This window comes from Tabrizicola sp. TH137 (assembly GCF_002855575.1).
GTDB lineage: Bacteria > Pseudomonadota > Alphaproteobacteria > Rhodobacterales > Rhodobacteraceae > Paragemmobacter.
The window spans coordinates 595,665-610,336 of sequence record NZ_PKRQ01000002.1 but is presented as its reverse complement, the minus strand read 5'-3'; the positions used below and the strand labels follow the sequence as shown (position 1 = coordinate 610,336).

Below are 14,672 nucleotides of genomic sequence, written 5' to 3'. Positions count from 1 at the left end.
CAGGGTGAAGACATGGCATTGGTTCGGTTGAAACGCGGGGGCGAAGGCACGCCGGATCAGGCGGCGGTAGAGCGGATATGGGCGCTGGCCCTGGCGCGGGCCGGGCAAGAGGAATTGGGGGCCGCGCTGCGGCTGGCCACCCTGCGGCAGGATCGCTGCGCGCTGACCGAGATCGTGGAAACCCTGCCGGAACCGGCGCTGATCCTCGTTCTGGATGACAGCGCGGGCGAAGGGCTGGCGGCGGCGATCATCGACGGCGCGCTGATGGCCGGGATGGTGGAGGCGATGACCACCGGGACGGTCGGGCCGGGCGATGGCGCGGGGCGGCGCCCCACGCGCACCGATGCCGCGCTGCTGGCCCCGGTGATGGATCGCGCGCTTGCGGTTTTCGAGGCGGCGGCGGCCGAGGCGGGCCTTGCCGCCTTCGCCCGCGGCTTCCGCTTTGCCTCGGTTGCGGAAGGGGCGCGGGCGCTGGCGCTGCTGCTGGAGGATGGGCTTTACCGGCTGCTGGCGGCCGAGGTCGATCTGGCCGGCCCGGCGCGGCGCGGGCGGCTCTGGCTGGCGCTGCCGGAACAGCGCCCCGCCGTGATGCCGCAGGTGGAGGACAGCACCAGCCTGCGTTTCCGGACCGACCTTCAGGCCCAGGTGGAAGGGGCGCAGGTCCGGCTTGAGGCGGTGCTGCACCGGCTGACGCTGCCGCTGGGCCAGGTGATGACGCTGGGGGTCGGGCAGGAACTGCCGCTGCTGCGGGCCGATATCGGGCGGATCACGGTCGAAGGGATGGATGGCCGCGCGGTGGCTGTGGCGCGGCTTGGCCGCCACGGCAGCCTGCGCGCCCTGCGCCTTGTGGCCGAGGCCGGCGAGGCCGCGCCGCGCGCCATGGCGGCCGAAATGCTGCCCAGCCTTGGCGCAAGGGCCGGGCCTCTGGGCTAGGGTCGCGGCGGCGGATGCGCCCGGCGCAGGGTCGTCTGGGCGCGACAGGGCGGATGCCGAAGCCCGGTAGTGCCCGGCGGAGCGTGAACCGGATGCGACGGGGCGGGTGCCGAGACGGGGCGGGTGCCGCTGCGCGGCAGTGGCCTCCCCGCCATCGGGTCAGCGCCGGGCGAGGCTTTCCAGAGTGGGGCGCAGATGTTCCAGATTATAGCCGAAGCGGGCGGGAATGCCGATCAGATCATCCGCCGGCATCTCCCCCGCATGTGCCAGCGCCCAGACGACGGAGGACCGGTTGCCCGAGGCGCAATAGGCGAAGACCGGCCCGCTGCTCGCCTCCAGCGCGGCCCGCTGGGCGGTGACATTCTCCATCGTCAGCGCCCCGCCGATCACCGGATTGGCCACGAAGGTCAGACCCAGGGCTTCGGCGGCGGCACGCATCGGTTCGGTGTGAAGATCGGGCGGGATCTCGCCATCGGGGCGGTTGTCGATGATCGTGACATAGCCCGCCGCCTTGATCGCGGGCAGATCGGAAGGGTCGATCTGGGGCGATACGGCATAGTCTGGGGTCAGGGCGCGGATGTCCATCTGCCTCTCCTCGGGTGGTGGGGCGGGTCAGGCCGCCTGGGTGATCCGGTCGATGCGCGCCTTGGCGGCGGGCGCTGCGACCATACCCACCAGCATCGCAAGAAGGAAGAGGAGACCGCCCCACCCGCCCCAGCCAAGCGAGGCCAGCGCCGGACCGGGGCAGAGCCCGGCAAGCCCCCAACCCGCGCCGAACAGGCTGGAGCCGATCACCAGCTTGGCATCCACCACGCGCTCATGCGTCAGGGGCAGGGGATTGCCCAGAACCGCCACCCGCCGCCGCGCCGCCACCCGCCAGGCGATGGCCATGGGGATCAGCGCGCCCCCCATCACGAAGGCCAAGGTCGGGTCCCAATCCCCGAAGACATCCAGCCAGCCCTGCACGCGGGTCGTGTCCGTCATGCCCGAAACCAGCAGCCCCAGGCCGAAGATCGCCCCGGCAAGGGCGGAAAACAAGCTGCGCGCCATCTCTCAGATCCACCCCAGCACATGCCGCGCCAGGACCATCACGATCCCGCCCACGAGGATGTAGAACACCGTCGCCACGATCCCGCGCAGCGACAGCCGCGAGATGCCGCAAACCCCATGGCCCGAGGTGCAGCCATTCGCCATCCGCGTGCCAAGCCCGACCAGCAGCCCGCCCAGGATCAGGACGGCAGGATTGCCCGACAGATGCGTCTCCGCCCCGCCGATGAGCAGCACGGCCAGGGCGGGCACGCCGACCAGCCCGGCCAGAAAGGCCAACCGCTCTGCCCATTGGTCGCGGGCGGAGCCATCGACCAGACCGCCGATGATGCCGGATGCCCCCATCACGCGCCCGTTCACCAGCAGATAGAGCGCCGCCGCGCCCCCGATCATGAGGCCGCCCAGAAGGCCCCAGAGCCAATCCGTCTCAATCATCCGCTTTCCCCTGCGCCGCCGCGCGGCGTCCCTGTTCCCTGTCGCTGCCGCCCCTCCCGCAGGCGGGTGGCGACCGAAGCGGACCGTCCCGCCTTGGCGTCGCTGATATGGGGTAGGGCAAAAGTATTGCAAGTCGTGAATATATCGAAATCCGCCACGGCATTGATCGAGGTCAAGGCCATCCGCCGCGGCCGGGCGGATGCTGGTGGCCGCAGAGCGCAGAGGAGGAACCCGCATGACATCGCTGGCCACACGGAAATCGCAGCTCGAAGGGCGGCTGGCCGACCTGAAGGGACGGCTGGTCGGGATCGAGGCGGAACTCGACTCGCATCACGCCGTCGATTGGGAGGACCTCGCGACCGAGCGGGAGGGGGACGAGGTGCTGGAAGGCATGGGCCTGAGCGGCCAGCAGGAGATTCGCCGGATCGAGGCGGCCTTGCAGCGGCTGGCGGCGGGGGAATACGGATATTGCGTGAAATGCGGGGCAGAGATCGGCGAGGCGCGGCTGGACGCGCTGCCCTATACGCCCTTCTGCCGCAATTGCGCCCAGTAGGGGAGATGGATCATGCCAGAGGAAAAAGGGTCGCAGGACAGCGGGATCACCCGCATGGCCGCGCTGATGGGCGAGGCGGCCGAGGCTGCCGCCGCAGGGCAGGCGCTGACGCTTGCCCTGTTGCAGGCCGAGATGGAGGTCCTCGCCCGGCTGCTGCCCGGCCCTGCCGGGGATGAGGCGGCCCTGACCGAGGCGGAGGCCGAAGCCCTGCGCCGCGCCGAAGAGGCGCGCATCGAGGCGGATTTCGACAACCTGCCCGTCTGACCGCGCCACGGGCCGCCCGATGGGCCTGGCAGGGCGCCAAGGCCCGCGCGGCATTGCCTTTTTGCCCTTGCCCGCGCTTTAATGGCGGATAATGCCGGTCGCCTTCGGGGCGGGCGGAAAGGAAGGGCAGGCAGTATGTCGGGTCTGGGGCCTGAGGGCGAGAAGGTGCGGGTGGCGCGGATCGGCGCGCTTCTGGAAATCGTGATCGCCCATCCCCCGGTGAATGCGCTTGGCGCGGCGCTGCGCGCGGGTCTTGCCGCCGCGCTCGATCAGGCAGAGGCCGGGGATGCCGCTGCCGTGCTGTTGCGGGGGGAGGGTGCGCTTTTTTCTGCCGGGGCGGATATCGCGGAATTCGGACAGGCGACCGCCGCCCCTTCGCTTTCGGCGCTCTGTTCGCGGATCGAGGACCTGCCGATCCCCGTCGTTGTGCTGCTCTCCGGTCCTGCCCTGGGCGGCGGGCTGGAACTGGCGCTGGCATCCCATCTGCGGCTGGCGACAGAGGCGGCGCAGATGTCGCTGCCCGAGGTGCATCTGGGCCTTTTGCCGGGGGCGGGCGGGACGCAGCGCCTGCCGCGCCTGGTGGGAGGGGTCGCGGCACTGGACCTGATGCTGTCGGGGCGGGTGATCGGCGCGGTCGAGGCGCTGGCCATCGGCCTGATCGACCGGGTGATCCCGACCGGGACCGAGGCCGTTCCCGCCGCCCGGGCGGCGGCGCTGGCGCTGGCGCAGGCGGGGACATGGCGGCGCTCGGGCGAATTGCGCGACGGGTTCCGCGACGTGGGGGCCTATCGCGCCGCGCTGGACGCCGCGCGGCAGGCGCGGGCGGGGGCGCGGCTGCCCGCTCCGGGGCGGATCATCGACTGCGTGGAGGCGGCGCTTCTGCTGCCGCTGGAACAGGGGCTGGCCTTCGAGTCGGCGGCTTTCGGCGATCTGCTGGCCGCGCCAGAATCGGCGGGGCTGCGCCATGCCTTCCGGGCCGAACGCGCGGCGCGGCGGCTGCCGCCTGCGGTGGCGCGGATCGAGGCGCCGGTTCCGCAGCGGCTGGCGATCTGGGGGGCGGGCGGGGCGGCCGCCACGCTGGCGCGGCGGGCGCTGCAATCGGGGTTGGCAGTGATGCTGGCCGATCCGCAGCGCGAGGCGCTGGTCGCCGCGCTGGAAGCCATCGCCGCCGCGCAGGAGGCCGAGGTGCAGGCCGGCCGCATGACCCCCGCCGCCCGCGATGCCGATTGGGCGCGGCTGGCCCCGGCCATCGGCCCGGCGCGGCTGGGCGAGGCGGATGTGGTGATCACCACCCGCGACGATCTGGTGCTGCCCGCGCCACGGGCCGTGCTGGCGCTCGGGGTGATGCCGCCGCCGGGGGGCATGGCGCTGTCACTGGTCGAACAGGCGCAGCCGCTGGCCGAACTGGTGCTGGAGGGCGCGCCGCCGGCGCGGGCGGCGCTTGCGGTGGCGCTGGCGCGGCGGCTGGGCTGGCAGGTGATCCCTGTCGGCCCCGGCGGCCCGGTTTCCGCCGCGCTGGCCACGGCGCTGGCCGAGGCGGTGGCGCATATGGAGGCGCGCAAGGTGCCGCGTGCCGTGATCGCACAGGCCCTGTCACTGGCCGGGATCGCGGGGGAGGGGCGGGGCGGCAGGCCTTCGGCGGTGGAAGAGGTGATCGCGCGGCGCTGCTTTGGCGCGATGGCCAATGCGGGCGCGCGGCTGATCGAGGCGGGTGTGGCCCGCGATGCGGCGGTGGTGGATACGGTGGCCATTGCCGCGGGCATCGTGGCCCGCTGGACCGGCGGGCCGATGCATCAGGCCGACCGGCGCGGCCTTCTGGTGCTGCGGCGCGACCTGAAGGTTTGGGCGGCCGAGGCGCCCGCGCTTTACGCGCCCGCGCCGCTTCTGGACCGGCTGATCGGCGAGGGGCGCAGCTTCGCCGCCTGACAGGGCGGGTCAGGCGCTCAGGATCACGCCGAAGATGACCGCCATCAGCCCCAGCGCCGAAATCGCCAGCGCGGCGAGGTTGATCGCCACCACCCGCGCAAGCTGCGCCTTCACCTCGGCATCCGGAAGGCCGGAGCGTTTCGCCCGCACCCCCAGCACGACGCACCACATCAGCCCCGCCACGCCGAGCATCGTCAGCGCCGCGCCGCCCCAGATCACATAGTCCATCCCGCGCCTCCGACGGCCTTGCCTGCGGGCGGGTGGTAGCGCGGGCCGGTCGCTCTGGCAAGGTGCCGGGCCGGTCCGGGGTGGCTTGAACCCGGAGGGCGAGGCGGGTTAGGGAAGGTCTCCCAGGTTCCAGCACAGATACGAGGGCAGGATGAGCGACCCGACCGACGCCTATAACGTCACAGCCGACGAACTGCGCCAGTTCATCGAACGCGCCGAACAGCTTGCCGCCGAAAAGAAGGACATCGCCGAGCAGGAGAAGGAGCTTTTCGCCGAAGCGAAGGGCCGCGGCTATGACACCAAGGTCATGCGCAAGGTGATCGCCCTGCGCAAGCGCAAGCCGGACGAGATCGCCGAGGAAGAGGCGGTGCTGGAAATGTACAAGGCGGCGCTCGGGATGCAGTGACAGGCGCAGCCGGGGGTCAGGCCGACAGGAAGGTCACCCCCGGCGTCGCCCGGATCTTGGCGATGTCGATATGGTAATTCTCGGTCAGGGTGGCCACCATCTCGTCATCCCAGCCGGGCAGGTCAAGCTCCATGTCCACCTGATCGGTCAGGGCGAACTTGTCCAGAAAGGCGGAAACGATCCGCCGCCGCTGCATCACCGATGAGGGCGGGTTGCCCCGCAGATAGGCGCGCATCCTGTCCAGCCCTTCGGCGGACATGATCTCGGCCAGAAGATCCTCCGTCTCGGCCAGTTGCGTACCGGGCGCATGGCCTGACACGGCATCCAGAACCTCGGGCCAAATCAGCGGCGTATCCTCGTCGCACCAGATGGTGAGATTGGCCTCGGGGTTCAGGGTGCGGACCTCCTCGATCAGGCGGAACCAGCTCAGCGTGCGCGGCTCTGCGCCGCCCATCACCTCGTCATAGCTTCTGCCGGGAAGGCGGCTCATCAGGGCGGGCAGGAAGGAGGCGAGGTTGCGGATGGCCAGATGGAATTCGGCCTCTATCTCGGGGAAAATCTGGGTGAAGGCGCGAATCCGCTCCGCCGCTGCCGGATACAGGCGGTTGGACCGGATCACCCATTGCGGATAGCTGAGGAAATTCTCCCAGGACAGGATCAGACGGTCGGCGCGATCCTCGTCCATGATCTGATCCAGCACCACCGCCTGGGTGTCGCGGCTCGCGGCGCGGCCTTTCAGCGTGACGGCGGTATCGCGCAAGAGCGTGCGATAACGGGTGGGCGCGGGGACGATGATGCCCTGGCGCGACAGGCTTTCGCGGTTCTTCCACAGGCAGCGGACAAGTCTTTCGTCATCCGTGCAATGGGCACCGAGGTGGTAAACGATACGCATGGGGACTGAACTGCTCTCTGCCCTGTATTCACGCCGAATATACGGGCTTTTCTGGACAGGGAAACCGGTTTCGGTTACAGCCTGCGCCCATGATGACCAAGCAAAACAGTCGGGTTCCCTTGCGCTGGCCGCGGCTGGACGGATGGTCCGTCGGGGCGGTGCTGATTGCCGCCATCGTGCTGGCGCCGATGCTGTCGGTCCTCTGGATCGCGCTGCACCCGACCGAGAACATCTGGCCGCATCTGCTGTCCACCGTGCTGCCGCGCTATTTCGGCACCACAGTCTATCTGATGCTGGGCGTGGGCGTGCTGACGGCAGCCGTGGGGACGGGGGCGGCCTGGCTGGTGACGATGTACCGCTTCCCCGGCGCGCGCTGGCTGGATCATGCGCTGCTCTTTCCGCTGGCGATTCCGGCCTATGTCGGGGCCTATGCTCTTGTCGATTTCCTGCAATATGCAGGCCCCGTGCAGGGCGCGCTGCGCGCCGCGATGGGGTGGCAGACGGCGCGCGACTACTGGTTCCCCGAGGTGCGGTCGGCCGAGATGGCGATCCTTGTCCTCTCCTTTGCGCTTTATCCTTACGTCTATCTCCTCGCCCGCGCGGCCTTCCGCGAGATGTCGGGCTGCGGTTACGAAGTGGCCCGCGCCCTGGGGGCGGGGCCCTGGGGCCTGTTCTTCCGGGTGGGCCTGCCCCTGGCACGGCCCGCCATCGCGACAGGGGTGGCGCTGGCCCTGATGGAGACGGTCGCCGATTACGGCACGGTCAGCTATTTCGGCATCCAGACCCTGACGACGGGGGTCTTTTCCACCTGGCTCAATGGCAACAACGCAGGCGGGGCGGCGCAGATCGCGGGGGTGATCCTCATGCTGATCTTCCTGCTGGTGGCGCTGGAGCGCACGGGGCGGCGCAATGCGCGATTCTACCGGATGGGGCGGTCGCAGCGCCCGGTGGAGCGCACGCCGCTTTCCGGCGCGCGGGGATGGGTTGCCTTCGCGCTCTGCTTCCTACCCTTCGCGCTGGGGTTCCTGCTGCCGGTGGCGGTGATGCTGGATCATTCGCTGGCCAATCCCGAAGTCTGGATCGCGCCCGGCTTGTTTGACGCGCTGTGGAACACGCTTCTTGTGGGCGGGCTGGCGGCGGTGCTGACGGTGGGGGCGGCGCTCTTCCTCGTCTATGCCGTGCGGATGGCCGGGCGGGGCGTGGCGCGGGTGGTGCTGCCGCTCACGACGCTGGGCTATGCCGCGCCGGGGGCGGTGCTGGCGGTGGGCCTTCTGGTGCCGCTGGCGGCGCTGGATAACCGGGTGGCGGATGCGGTTCTGGCGCTGACGGGCTGGGATCCGGGGCTGATCATGACGGGCACGGCGGGGGCGATCGTACTGGCCTATGGCGTGCGCTTCTTCGGGATCGCGCAAGGCGCGGTGGATGCGGCCTTCGGGCGGGTGTCGCCCAACCTGCCGATGGCGGCACGGTCCCTGGGGCGCAGCGCGGGCGGCACGCTGGGGGCGATCTATCTGCCGCTGATGCGGGGGTCGGTGGCGACGGCGCTGCTGGTCGTCTTTGTCGATTGCGTGAAGGAACTGCCCGCGACGCTGCTTCTGCGCCCCTTCAATTTCAACACGCTGGCGACGCGGGTCTATGAACTGGCGAGCCTTGAGAGGCTCGGCGAAGCCGCGCCCGCCGCGCTGGTGGTGATGGCCGTGGGCCTTGCCGCCGTCGCGGCACTGGCGCGGGCGAACCGCGCCTGACCGCGCCTTGCGCGCCCCCCCGCCTTGCACGCCCCCCGGAAAGCGGCTATTTCCATCCCCGGTGTGCCTCTATAGCTCAGCTGGTAGAGCACCTGATTTGTAATCAGGGGGTCGGGGGTTCGAGCCCCTCTGGGGGCACCACTTTTTCCGTCCGTGTCACTTTGGGGGATGGCCCGCGCTCAGGCGACCGCCTTTCTCTTTCGCATGCCTCCGATCCCTGCAATGGCAAGGCCGACAAGGAGAAGTGATGCGGTGCCGGGCAGAGGCACCGGGTTCAGCGGGGGAGTTTCGCGCTCTGCAAAGGCAAGGGATAGGCGGAGACCGTTGGGTCTTGGAGCGTCAAAGGAATGCGTGACCGCAAGCGCATAGCGCCGGTCCAGCATTCCTGAAACGCCGAACAGGCCCGATGCACTGCCGATTGCGGCCTGAATATCGGCTAAGGCCGTTGAATTCAGGTCAATGCTGAACTCAGAATAACGGGTGATGGGTCCGGCAAAGCTGCTTTCTGTTGGCGTGCTGGCAAGCAAGGCTTCGCCATATTCCGTAACATTTGTCCTGGGATAAAGACTGCGATCAAGCGAGGGAGGTGAGGTCCCGGGCAAAGCCGTCTTGTTGAAATCGCTTAGCGTCCCGATCATTGAGCCGAGGAGCAGTCGTTCATTTTCGTGCGACACCAGACTGCCGCCGGCAATCATCATCCTCGCGGACTGCAATGCGCCAAGCGATGAGGGCAGGCTTGACAGATCAAAGACCGCAAAGAGACGGAATACATCGCCGTAGAAACTGGTGAAACCAGCATTGAAAAAGCTTTGCTGAACTATACCCCCCGCCGATACCCGGCCGCCAAATTGCGGATCAAGCGTGATGACCGTTGCCGAGTGCGCCGGACCGGAAAGGAAAAGAAATGCGGCCGAAATCAGGTTCGCGACTTTTGACATAAGGTACTCGCTCTGGCGTGTGGCTATCTTGCCGGGCTGTAGAAAGAAACTCACACCGAGCATATTAGTCGATTCACCCAAGACAAGTCGCTTTCTATTGGACTGAAGTCTTACGCGAGTTGAGGAAAGTCCGAAATCAAGCTTGAAATCGTGCCGAAAAACCGGGATCGGCGAAAGTGATCCCGGTTTTTCTCGGGACGGATCGAGGCGTCACTCCGCCGCCTTCCTCCCGCGCTGGCCCACGATCAGGTGCTCCGGTCCGTAGGGGAAGCCGGTGATGTTGCGGTTGCCGCTTTCGGTGATGACAAGGATGTCATGCTCACGATAGCCGCCCGCGCCCGGCAGGTGGTTGGGGATGGTGATCATCGGCTCCATGCTGACAACCATGCCGGGTTCCAGCACCGTGTCGCAATCCTCGCGCAACTCCAGCCCCGCTTCGCGGCCATAGTAATGGCAGAGCACGCCGAAGGAATGGCCATAGCCGAAGCTGCGATATTGCAGCAGGTTTTCCGCCGCATACATCTCGTTCAATTCCTTCGCCACGTCGCTGCACCGGTTGCCCGGAACCAGCAATTCCTTGCCGCGGTCATGGACGCGGCAGTTGAAATCCCACAGCCGCAGATGTTCGTCCGTCGCGGTTTCGGCGAAGAGCGTGCGTTCCAGCGCCACGTAATAGCCCGCAACCATCGGGAAGCAGTTCAGCGACAGGATATCCCCCCGCTCGATCCGGCGCGAGGTGACGGGGTTATGCGCGCCATCGGTGTTGATACCCGACTGGAACCAGGTCCAGGTGTCCAGAAGTTCGCCCTCCGGCCAGATGCGGGCGATCTCGCGCACCATCGTGGCGGTGGAATGCAGCGCCACCTCATGTTCCGGCACGCCGACCTGCGTGGCTTCCACGCAGGCCGCGCCGCCGATATCGGCGATGCGGGTCATCTTTTCGATATGGGCGATTTCCTCGGCGGATTTGATCATCCGCAGGCGCATGGCCGGGGCGGCAATGTCCACGAATTCCATCTGCGGGAATTCGGATTTCAGCAGCGCCAGCGTGTCGATGGTGATGTGGTCGTATTCGATCCCCAGCCGCTTCACCCCGCCCGTCAACTGGCGGATGGCGTGGAAATAGTTGTCCTTCTGCCAGTCGGTATAGGTGACATTGCGCCCGCCAAAGGTGCGCCGCCAGGGCTGGCCGCCGTCGATCCCCGCCGAGATGGAGGTGGAGATGGCGTGATCCACCAGCAGGCCGTAGCGCCGCCCGAACTGGCAGAACATGAAATCTGAATAGTAGTTGATATTGTGATAGGAGGTGAAAAGCGCCGCGTCGATCTCCTTGTCGGCCATCACCTTGCGGATCGCGTCCAGCCGCCGCTGCATTTCGGCGTCGGAAAAGGTGGGGGCGGGGCGGTCGCCATTGCCGACGTAGTTTTGCAGTCTTTCGCGTTCCATGTCCGGTCTCCGTCGCGGGATGCTCTGGCCTGGATAACTCCGCCGCGCGGGGGTGATTGTCAAAAGAGGCTTTCTCATGCGATGGATGAGAAAATCTCATTTGTCCTTGGGGCGCCTGTCATGCAGATTCCACTGAACGCCTTGCGATCCTTGGATGCGGTGGTGAAGACAGGATCGTTCAAGGCGGCGGCGGAATTACTTTTCGTCACGCAATCGGCGGTCAGCCACCAGATAAGGCATCTGGAGGATTGGCTGGGCGGCCCGCTCTTCGACCGTGACGGGGGACGGCCGCGCCTGTTGCCGCATGGGGCGGAACTGGCACGGGCCGTGGGCCTGTCGCTGGCCGAGATGGAGGCCGCCTGCGGGCGCGCGAAGGCGGGGATGAAGGCGGGGCCGCTGGTAATCGCGGCCATCCCTTCGGTCGCGGTCTGCTGGCTGATCCCGCGGCTGGCCGGGTTCCGGGCGGCGCATCCGGAGGTGGAGATAAGGGTGGTCTATGCCATGCACGGAAGGGATATTGATTTCCGCGATGTCCATCTCGCCTTCGTCTTCGCGCGGGGGCAGCCCGATCTGGCCGAAGGGCGGGCGGAGCCCTTCCTGTCGGGGGCAAGCGTCCCTGTGTGCAGCCCCGCCATCCTGCCCGCCGGGCGGCGGCCGGAGCGGCCTTCGGAATACCTCTCGTTGGGCCTTCTGCATGACACGGATCATTCCGGCTGGTCGGCCTGGTTCCGCCGGATGGGGGTGCCCCTGCCGATGCAGCCCGCCGCGCCGGTGTTCGAGGATTTCAACCTGCTGCGCGCGGCCACGCTGGCCGGGCAGGGGGTGGCGCTCTGCCCGCTGGCGATGATCCGCGACGATCTGGCGGCCGGGCGTCTGGTGCAATTGTCGGCGGTTTCGGTGCTGGAGGATCACGGCTATCACCTTGTCGCCGGTCCGGGGGCGGAGGGCGTGCAGGCGCGGGCGGCACAGGCCTTCCGCGACTGGGCCTTCGCTTCGCGCGACCTTGGCGCAGGGCAGGGCGCATGACAGGGCGGCTTGAACGGGTGACGGCAGGATGGAGCGCGGCATGACGGCGAATTTCGTTCCCAAGGGCGTGGCGCATGTGGCGGTGCCGCAGGTGGCCGAACCGCTGCACATGACATTCGTCCTGCTGGCCGACTTTTCGCTGATCGCCTTTTCCTCGGCTATCGAACCCCTGCGCATCGCCAACCAGCTTGCGGGCCAGATGCTGTTCGAATGGGAGGTGCTGTCGGAAAGCGGCGCGGCGGTGGCCTGTTCCAACGGGGTGAAACTGCATGTCGATGGCCCGCTGGCCGAGACGAAGCCCAAGGCGATGATCTTTGTCTGCGCGGGGGTGGAGCCAGAGAAATCCGCCAGCCGCAAGGTGGCCGACTGGCTGCGCCAGCAATGGCGGCTGGGCCGCACGGTCGGGGGGCTGTGCACAGGGGCCTATGCTTTGGCCAAGGCGGGCATCCTGGAGGGGCGGCGCTTCACCCTGCATTGGGAGAACCTGCCCCCCTTCGCGGAAACCTTCGGCCATCTGCGCCCGCTGGAACAGCTTTACTGCATCGACGGCCGCATCCTGACCTGTGCCGGGGGCGCCGCCGCGACCGATCTCTTCATCGAGATCGTGGCCAAGAATTACGGCGACCGGCTTGCCGATGCGGTGCTGAAGATGTGCCTGCACGGCCAGCAGCGCCCCGCCGACCTGCGTCAGCGCATGTCGCTCTCCAGCACGCTGGGCATCCGCAACCCGGTGCTTGTCGAGGTGATCCGCAAATTCGAGGAGAATCTGGAACAGGGCGTCGATATCGAATCCGTCGCCGCCGCCATGGGCGTGTCGCGCCGTCAGGTGGAACGGCTGTTCCAGCGCTATATCGGCATGTCGCCGAAGCAATATCTGAACGGCCTGCGCCTTGAACGCGCCCGCGCGCTGTTGACGGAAACCGACCTGCCGGTCGCGGAAGTGGCCTATGGCTGCGGCTTCAACGCGACCAATACCTTCACCAAGGCCTTCCGCCAGCGCTATGGCGTGTCGCCCCGACGGCTGTCCAACCGGCAGGGCGGGGCGGTTCCGAAATAGTGGCGTGATCAGACGGGGGCGTGCGGCAGGCGCCCGTCAGTCCGGGTGGACGGCAACCTGCGCCTCAAGCCAGCGCGCGGCGCCTTCCATGTCGGCATCGCAGAAATCCACCCCCGGCAGGGCCAGAACCGCACCGGGCTCGGTCGCGATCTGCCCGGAGACAAGGACCTGCGCCGCCGGCCGCGCCACCGTCAGCGCCACGACCAGCCGCCCCAGCGCGGCGAGGGAATGGTCGGACCCCGCCGAAAAGCCGAAGAGCAGATCCTGCGAGGCTTCGAACTGGGCGTTCATCTCGTCATGGCTTTGCCCGATGAGCAGGGTGATATCCCAGCCCCGGGCGCGGAACACATCCGTTGCCGCCGAAATGCCCAGCGTATGCATATCGCCCGGCACCAGCGCGAAAGTGGCCGATTTGCGCAGGCCGCGCTCCGACGGCAGGGTCGGGCGGCGGCGATAACGGAGATAGGAATAGATGCGCGCCGCACCCACCGTGGCCTGAAGGAAGGAGATGCGGTCGGTGGTCCACAGATCGCCGATCTCCTTGGCAATCGGGCCAAGACGCTCGGAGATGAATCGGTCCAGCCCGTTCAGCGGATCATCCAGCGACTCCAGCGCCGCCGACGCCTCCTGCTCGCTGCCCGAGGTCAGGGCCATGGCGGCGGCCAGGATGGCGGCCCGGTCCTTGGCCTTGCGGATCTCCACCGCGCGGCGGGCAACCTGCCGCAGCACTTCGGAGGCAAGGGCCGACACATGCTCGCGGCTCACGACACCCCGACGGCCGCCCGTCAGGGTTTCAGAGATGGCATGGATGGCGTTCTGATCGTCGTATTCGGATGACATTTGTATGGCGAGGTTTACGCCTCGTCCCGGTTCCCTGTAACGATGGGCGCACAGCAACGGGGCGAAGTCAATCCGCGAAAGCTGGCGCGGGCCTGCTTGCCGGGCCGGTGTGGCGCTTGTGATCCGCCCGGAAAAAACCCACAAACAGCGGGTGGCCATCCAGCGGGGACGGGAATTTTGAAGGAAAGCAAGGGCCATCGTCTGATCGCCGTCGATCTGGCCCGCAGCCTTGCGCTGCTCGGGATGGTCGTCTTCCATTTCACCTTCGATCTGGAACTGTTCGGCCATCTTGCCCCCGGCACGACTGTCACCGGCGGTTGGGCCGTCTTCGCCCGGCTGGTGGCGGGAAGCTTCCTCTTCCTCGCGGGGGTGAGTCTGGTCCTCGCCCATGGCGAGGGGCGGCGCTGGCCTGCCTTCTGGCGGCGTTTCCTGCGCGTGGCGGGGGCGGCAATCGTCGTCTCGGGGGCGACGCTTGCGGTGCTGCCGCAAGCCTTCATCTTCTTCGGCATCCTGCATTCCATCGCGCTGGCCAGCCTGATCGGCATGGCGCTCATCTTCCTGCCCTGGCCGGTTCTGGCGCTGCTGGCGGGGGGCGTGGTGCTGGCCGACCGCAGCCTCGGCTTCGAGGCGTTGAACCCGCTCTGGGCCGTGTGGACCGGGCTCGGGACAAAGGTGCCGTGGTCGATGGATTTCGTCCCGGTCTTCCCCTGGCTCGCGGCCTTCCTTGCGGGGATGGCGGCGGCGCGGGTGATCGGCGCGCTCGGGCTCTGGGCGCGTCTGGCGCGCTGGCAGCCGGGCGGGATTTTGCGGCGGCTGGCCTGGCCGGGGCGGCATTCGCTGGCCATCTACCTGATCCACCAGCCCATCCTGATGGCGCTGGTCTGGGCCGGCACCCGGCTTGCCGGCTAGCCCCTGGTGGTCTTTCCCGCCCTGCCG

The 14,672-nt window shown here is 68.0% G+C and carries 17 protein-coding genes and 1 tRNA gene; 10 read left to right on the top strand and 8 right to left on the bottom strand.

The genetic code is table 11. The features are described 5' to 3' along the window. The first annotated feature begins 12 nt into the window (after nucleotides 1-12). A complete protein-coding gene (locus C0V75_RS24045) occupies nucleotides 13-933 on the top strand; it encodes a FliM/FliN family flagellar motor switch protein (RefSeq protein ID WP_101920423.1) in 921 nt (306 codons plus the stop codon). 159 nt (nucleotides 934-1,092) lie between these two features. Here the strand turns inward: C0V75_RS24045 and C0V75_RS08360 are convergent, their stop codons facing one another. Genes C0V75_RS08360 through C0V75_RS08350 form a run of 3 tightly spaced genes read right to left on the bottom strand, consistent with a single transcriptional unit; the run spans nucleotide 1,093 to nucleotide 2,415 of the window. Continuing rightward, a complete protein-coding gene (locus tag C0V75_RS08360; RefSeq protein WP_101920422.1) occupies nucleotides 1,093-1,518 on the bottom strand; it encodes a TIGR01244 family sulfur transferase in 426 nt (141 codons plus the stop codon). 27 nt (nucleotides 1,519-1,545) lie between these two features. Next, nucleotides 1,546-1,983: a DUF6691 family protein gene (locus C0V75_RS08355; RefSeq protein WP_101920421.1), complete on the bottom strand. Its 438-nt coding sequence runs from the start codon at nucleotides 1,981-1,983 to the stop codon at nucleotides 1,546-1,548. A gap of 3 nt (nucleotides 1,984-1,986) precedes the next feature. Beyond that, a complete protein-coding gene (locus C0V75_RS08350; protein WP_371410676.1) occupies nucleotides 1,987-2,415 on the bottom strand; it encodes a YeeE/YedE family protein in 429 nt (142 codons plus the stop codon). 235 nt (nucleotides 2,416-2,650) lie between these two features. On the opposite strand from C0V75_RS08350, the gene C0V75_RS08345 reads away from it, so the two are divergent. The 3 genes from C0V75_RS08345 (at nucleotide 2,651) to C0V75_RS24040 (ending at nucleotide 5,158) form a co-directional block, all read left to right on the top strand. Beyond that, entirely contained in the window at nucleotides 2,651-2,968 is a 318-nt protein-coding gene (locus tag C0V75_RS08345) for a TraR/DksA family transcriptional regulator (RefSeq protein ID WP_101920420.1), read from the top strand. Between the two features lie 12 nt (nucleotides 2,969-2,980). Beyond that, a complete protein-coding gene (locus C0V75_RS08340; RefSeq protein WP_101920419.1) occupies nucleotides 2,981-3,232 on the top strand; it encodes a hypothetical protein in 252 nt (83 codons plus the stop codon). Between the two features lie 135 nt (nucleotides 3,233-3,367). Next, nucleotides 3,368-5,158, top strand: coding sequence for an enoyl-CoA hydratase-related protein (locus tag C0V75_RS24040; RefSeq protein WP_158241805.1), 1,791 nt, complete (start codon nucleotides 3,368-3,370; stop codon nucleotides 5,156-5,158). Between the two features lie 9 nt (nucleotides 5,159-5,167). Here C0V75_RS24040 and C0V75_RS08330 read toward each other — a convergent pair whose 3' ends face one another. Then, nucleotides 5,168-5,386, bottom strand: coding sequence for a hypothetical protein (locus C0V75_RS08330; protein ID WP_101920417.1), 219 nt, complete (start codon nucleotides 5,384-5,386; stop codon nucleotides 5,168-5,170). 151 nt (nucleotides 5,387-5,537) lie between these two features. Between C0V75_RS08330 and C0V75_RS08325 the strand changes: the two genes are divergently transcribed. Further along, a complete protein-coding gene (locus C0V75_RS08325; RefSeq protein WP_101920416.1) occupies nucleotides 5,538-5,792 on the top strand; it encodes a DUF2312 domain-containing protein in 255 nt (84 codons plus the stop codon). 16 nt (nucleotides 5,793-5,808) lie between these two features. Here the strand turns inward: C0V75_RS08325 and C0V75_RS08320 are convergent, their stop codons facing one another. Further along, nucleotides 5,809-6,684, bottom strand: a complete 876-nt coding sequence (locus tag C0V75_RS08320; RefSeq protein WP_101920415.1) for a hypothetical protein — start codon at nucleotides 6,682-6,684, stop codon at nucleotides 5,809-5,811. Nucleotides 6,685-6,776: 92 nt separating this feature from the next. Here C0V75_RS08320 and C0V75_RS08315 point away from each other — a divergent pair, with 92 nt between their 5' ends. Together C0V75_RS08315 and C0V75_RS08310 are read left to right on the top strand one after the other, a co-directional pair. Next, nucleotides 6,777-8,429, top strand: coding sequence for an iron ABC transporter permease (locus tag C0V75_RS08315; RefSeq protein ID WP_101920772.1), 1,653 nt, complete (start codon nucleotides 6,777-6,779; stop codon nucleotides 8,427-8,429). Nucleotides 8,430-8,494: 65 nt separating this feature from the next. Then, nucleotides 8,495-8,570: transfer RNA gene (locus C0V75_RS08310), tRNA-Thr, on the top strand. Between the two features lie 38 nt (nucleotides 8,571-8,608). On the opposite strand, the gene C0V75_RS08305 is transcribed toward C0V75_RS08310, so the two are convergent. After that, entirely contained in the window at nucleotides 8,609-9,430 is an 822-nt protein-coding gene (locus C0V75_RS08305) for a PEP-CTERM sorting domain-containing protein (RefSeq protein ID WP_101920414.1), read from the bottom strand. Nucleotides 9,431-9,577: 147 nt separating this feature from the next. Continuing rightward, a complete protein-coding gene (locus C0V75_RS08300; protein WP_101920413.1) occupies nucleotides 9,578-10,813 on the bottom strand; it encodes an aminopeptidase P family protein in 1,236 nt (411 codons plus the stop codon). A 120-nt stretch (nucleotides 10,814-10,933) separates the two neighbouring features. Here C0V75_RS08300 and C0V75_RS08295 point away from each other — a divergent pair, with 120 nt between their 5' ends. Together C0V75_RS08295 and C0V75_RS08290 are read left to right on the top strand one after the other, a co-directional pair. Continuing rightward, nucleotides 10,934-11,839: a LysR substrate-binding domain-containing protein gene (locus tag C0V75_RS08295; RefSeq protein WP_101920771.1), complete on the top strand. Its 906-nt coding sequence runs from the start codon at nucleotides 10,934-10,936 to the stop codon at nucleotides 11,837-11,839. A 40-nt stretch (nucleotides 11,840-11,879) separates the two neighbouring features. After that, nucleotides 11,880-12,896, top strand: coding sequence for a GlxA family transcriptional regulator (locus C0V75_RS08290; RefSeq protein WP_254216407.1), 1,017 nt, complete (start codon nucleotides 11,880-11,882; stop codon nucleotides 12,894-12,896). Between the two features lie 36 nt (nucleotides 12,897-12,932). Here the strand turns inward: C0V75_RS08290 and C0V75_RS08285 are convergent, their stop codons facing one another. Continuing rightward, nucleotides 12,933-13,736, bottom strand: coding sequence for a B12-binding domain-containing protein (locus C0V75_RS08285; RefSeq protein ID WP_101920411.1), 804 nt, complete (start codon nucleotides 13,734-13,736; stop codon nucleotides 12,933-12,935). A gap of 177 nt (nucleotides 13,737-13,913) precedes the next feature. On the opposite strand from C0V75_RS08285, the gene C0V75_RS08280 reads away from it, so the two are divergent. Next, nucleotides 13,914-14,645, top strand: a complete 732-nt coding sequence (locus tag C0V75_RS08280; RefSeq protein WP_101920410.1) for a heparan-alpha-glucosaminide N-acetyltransferase — start codon at nucleotides 13,914-13,916, stop codon at nucleotides 14,643-14,645. The last annotated feature ends 27 nt before the right edge of the window (nucleotides 14,646-14,672 follow it).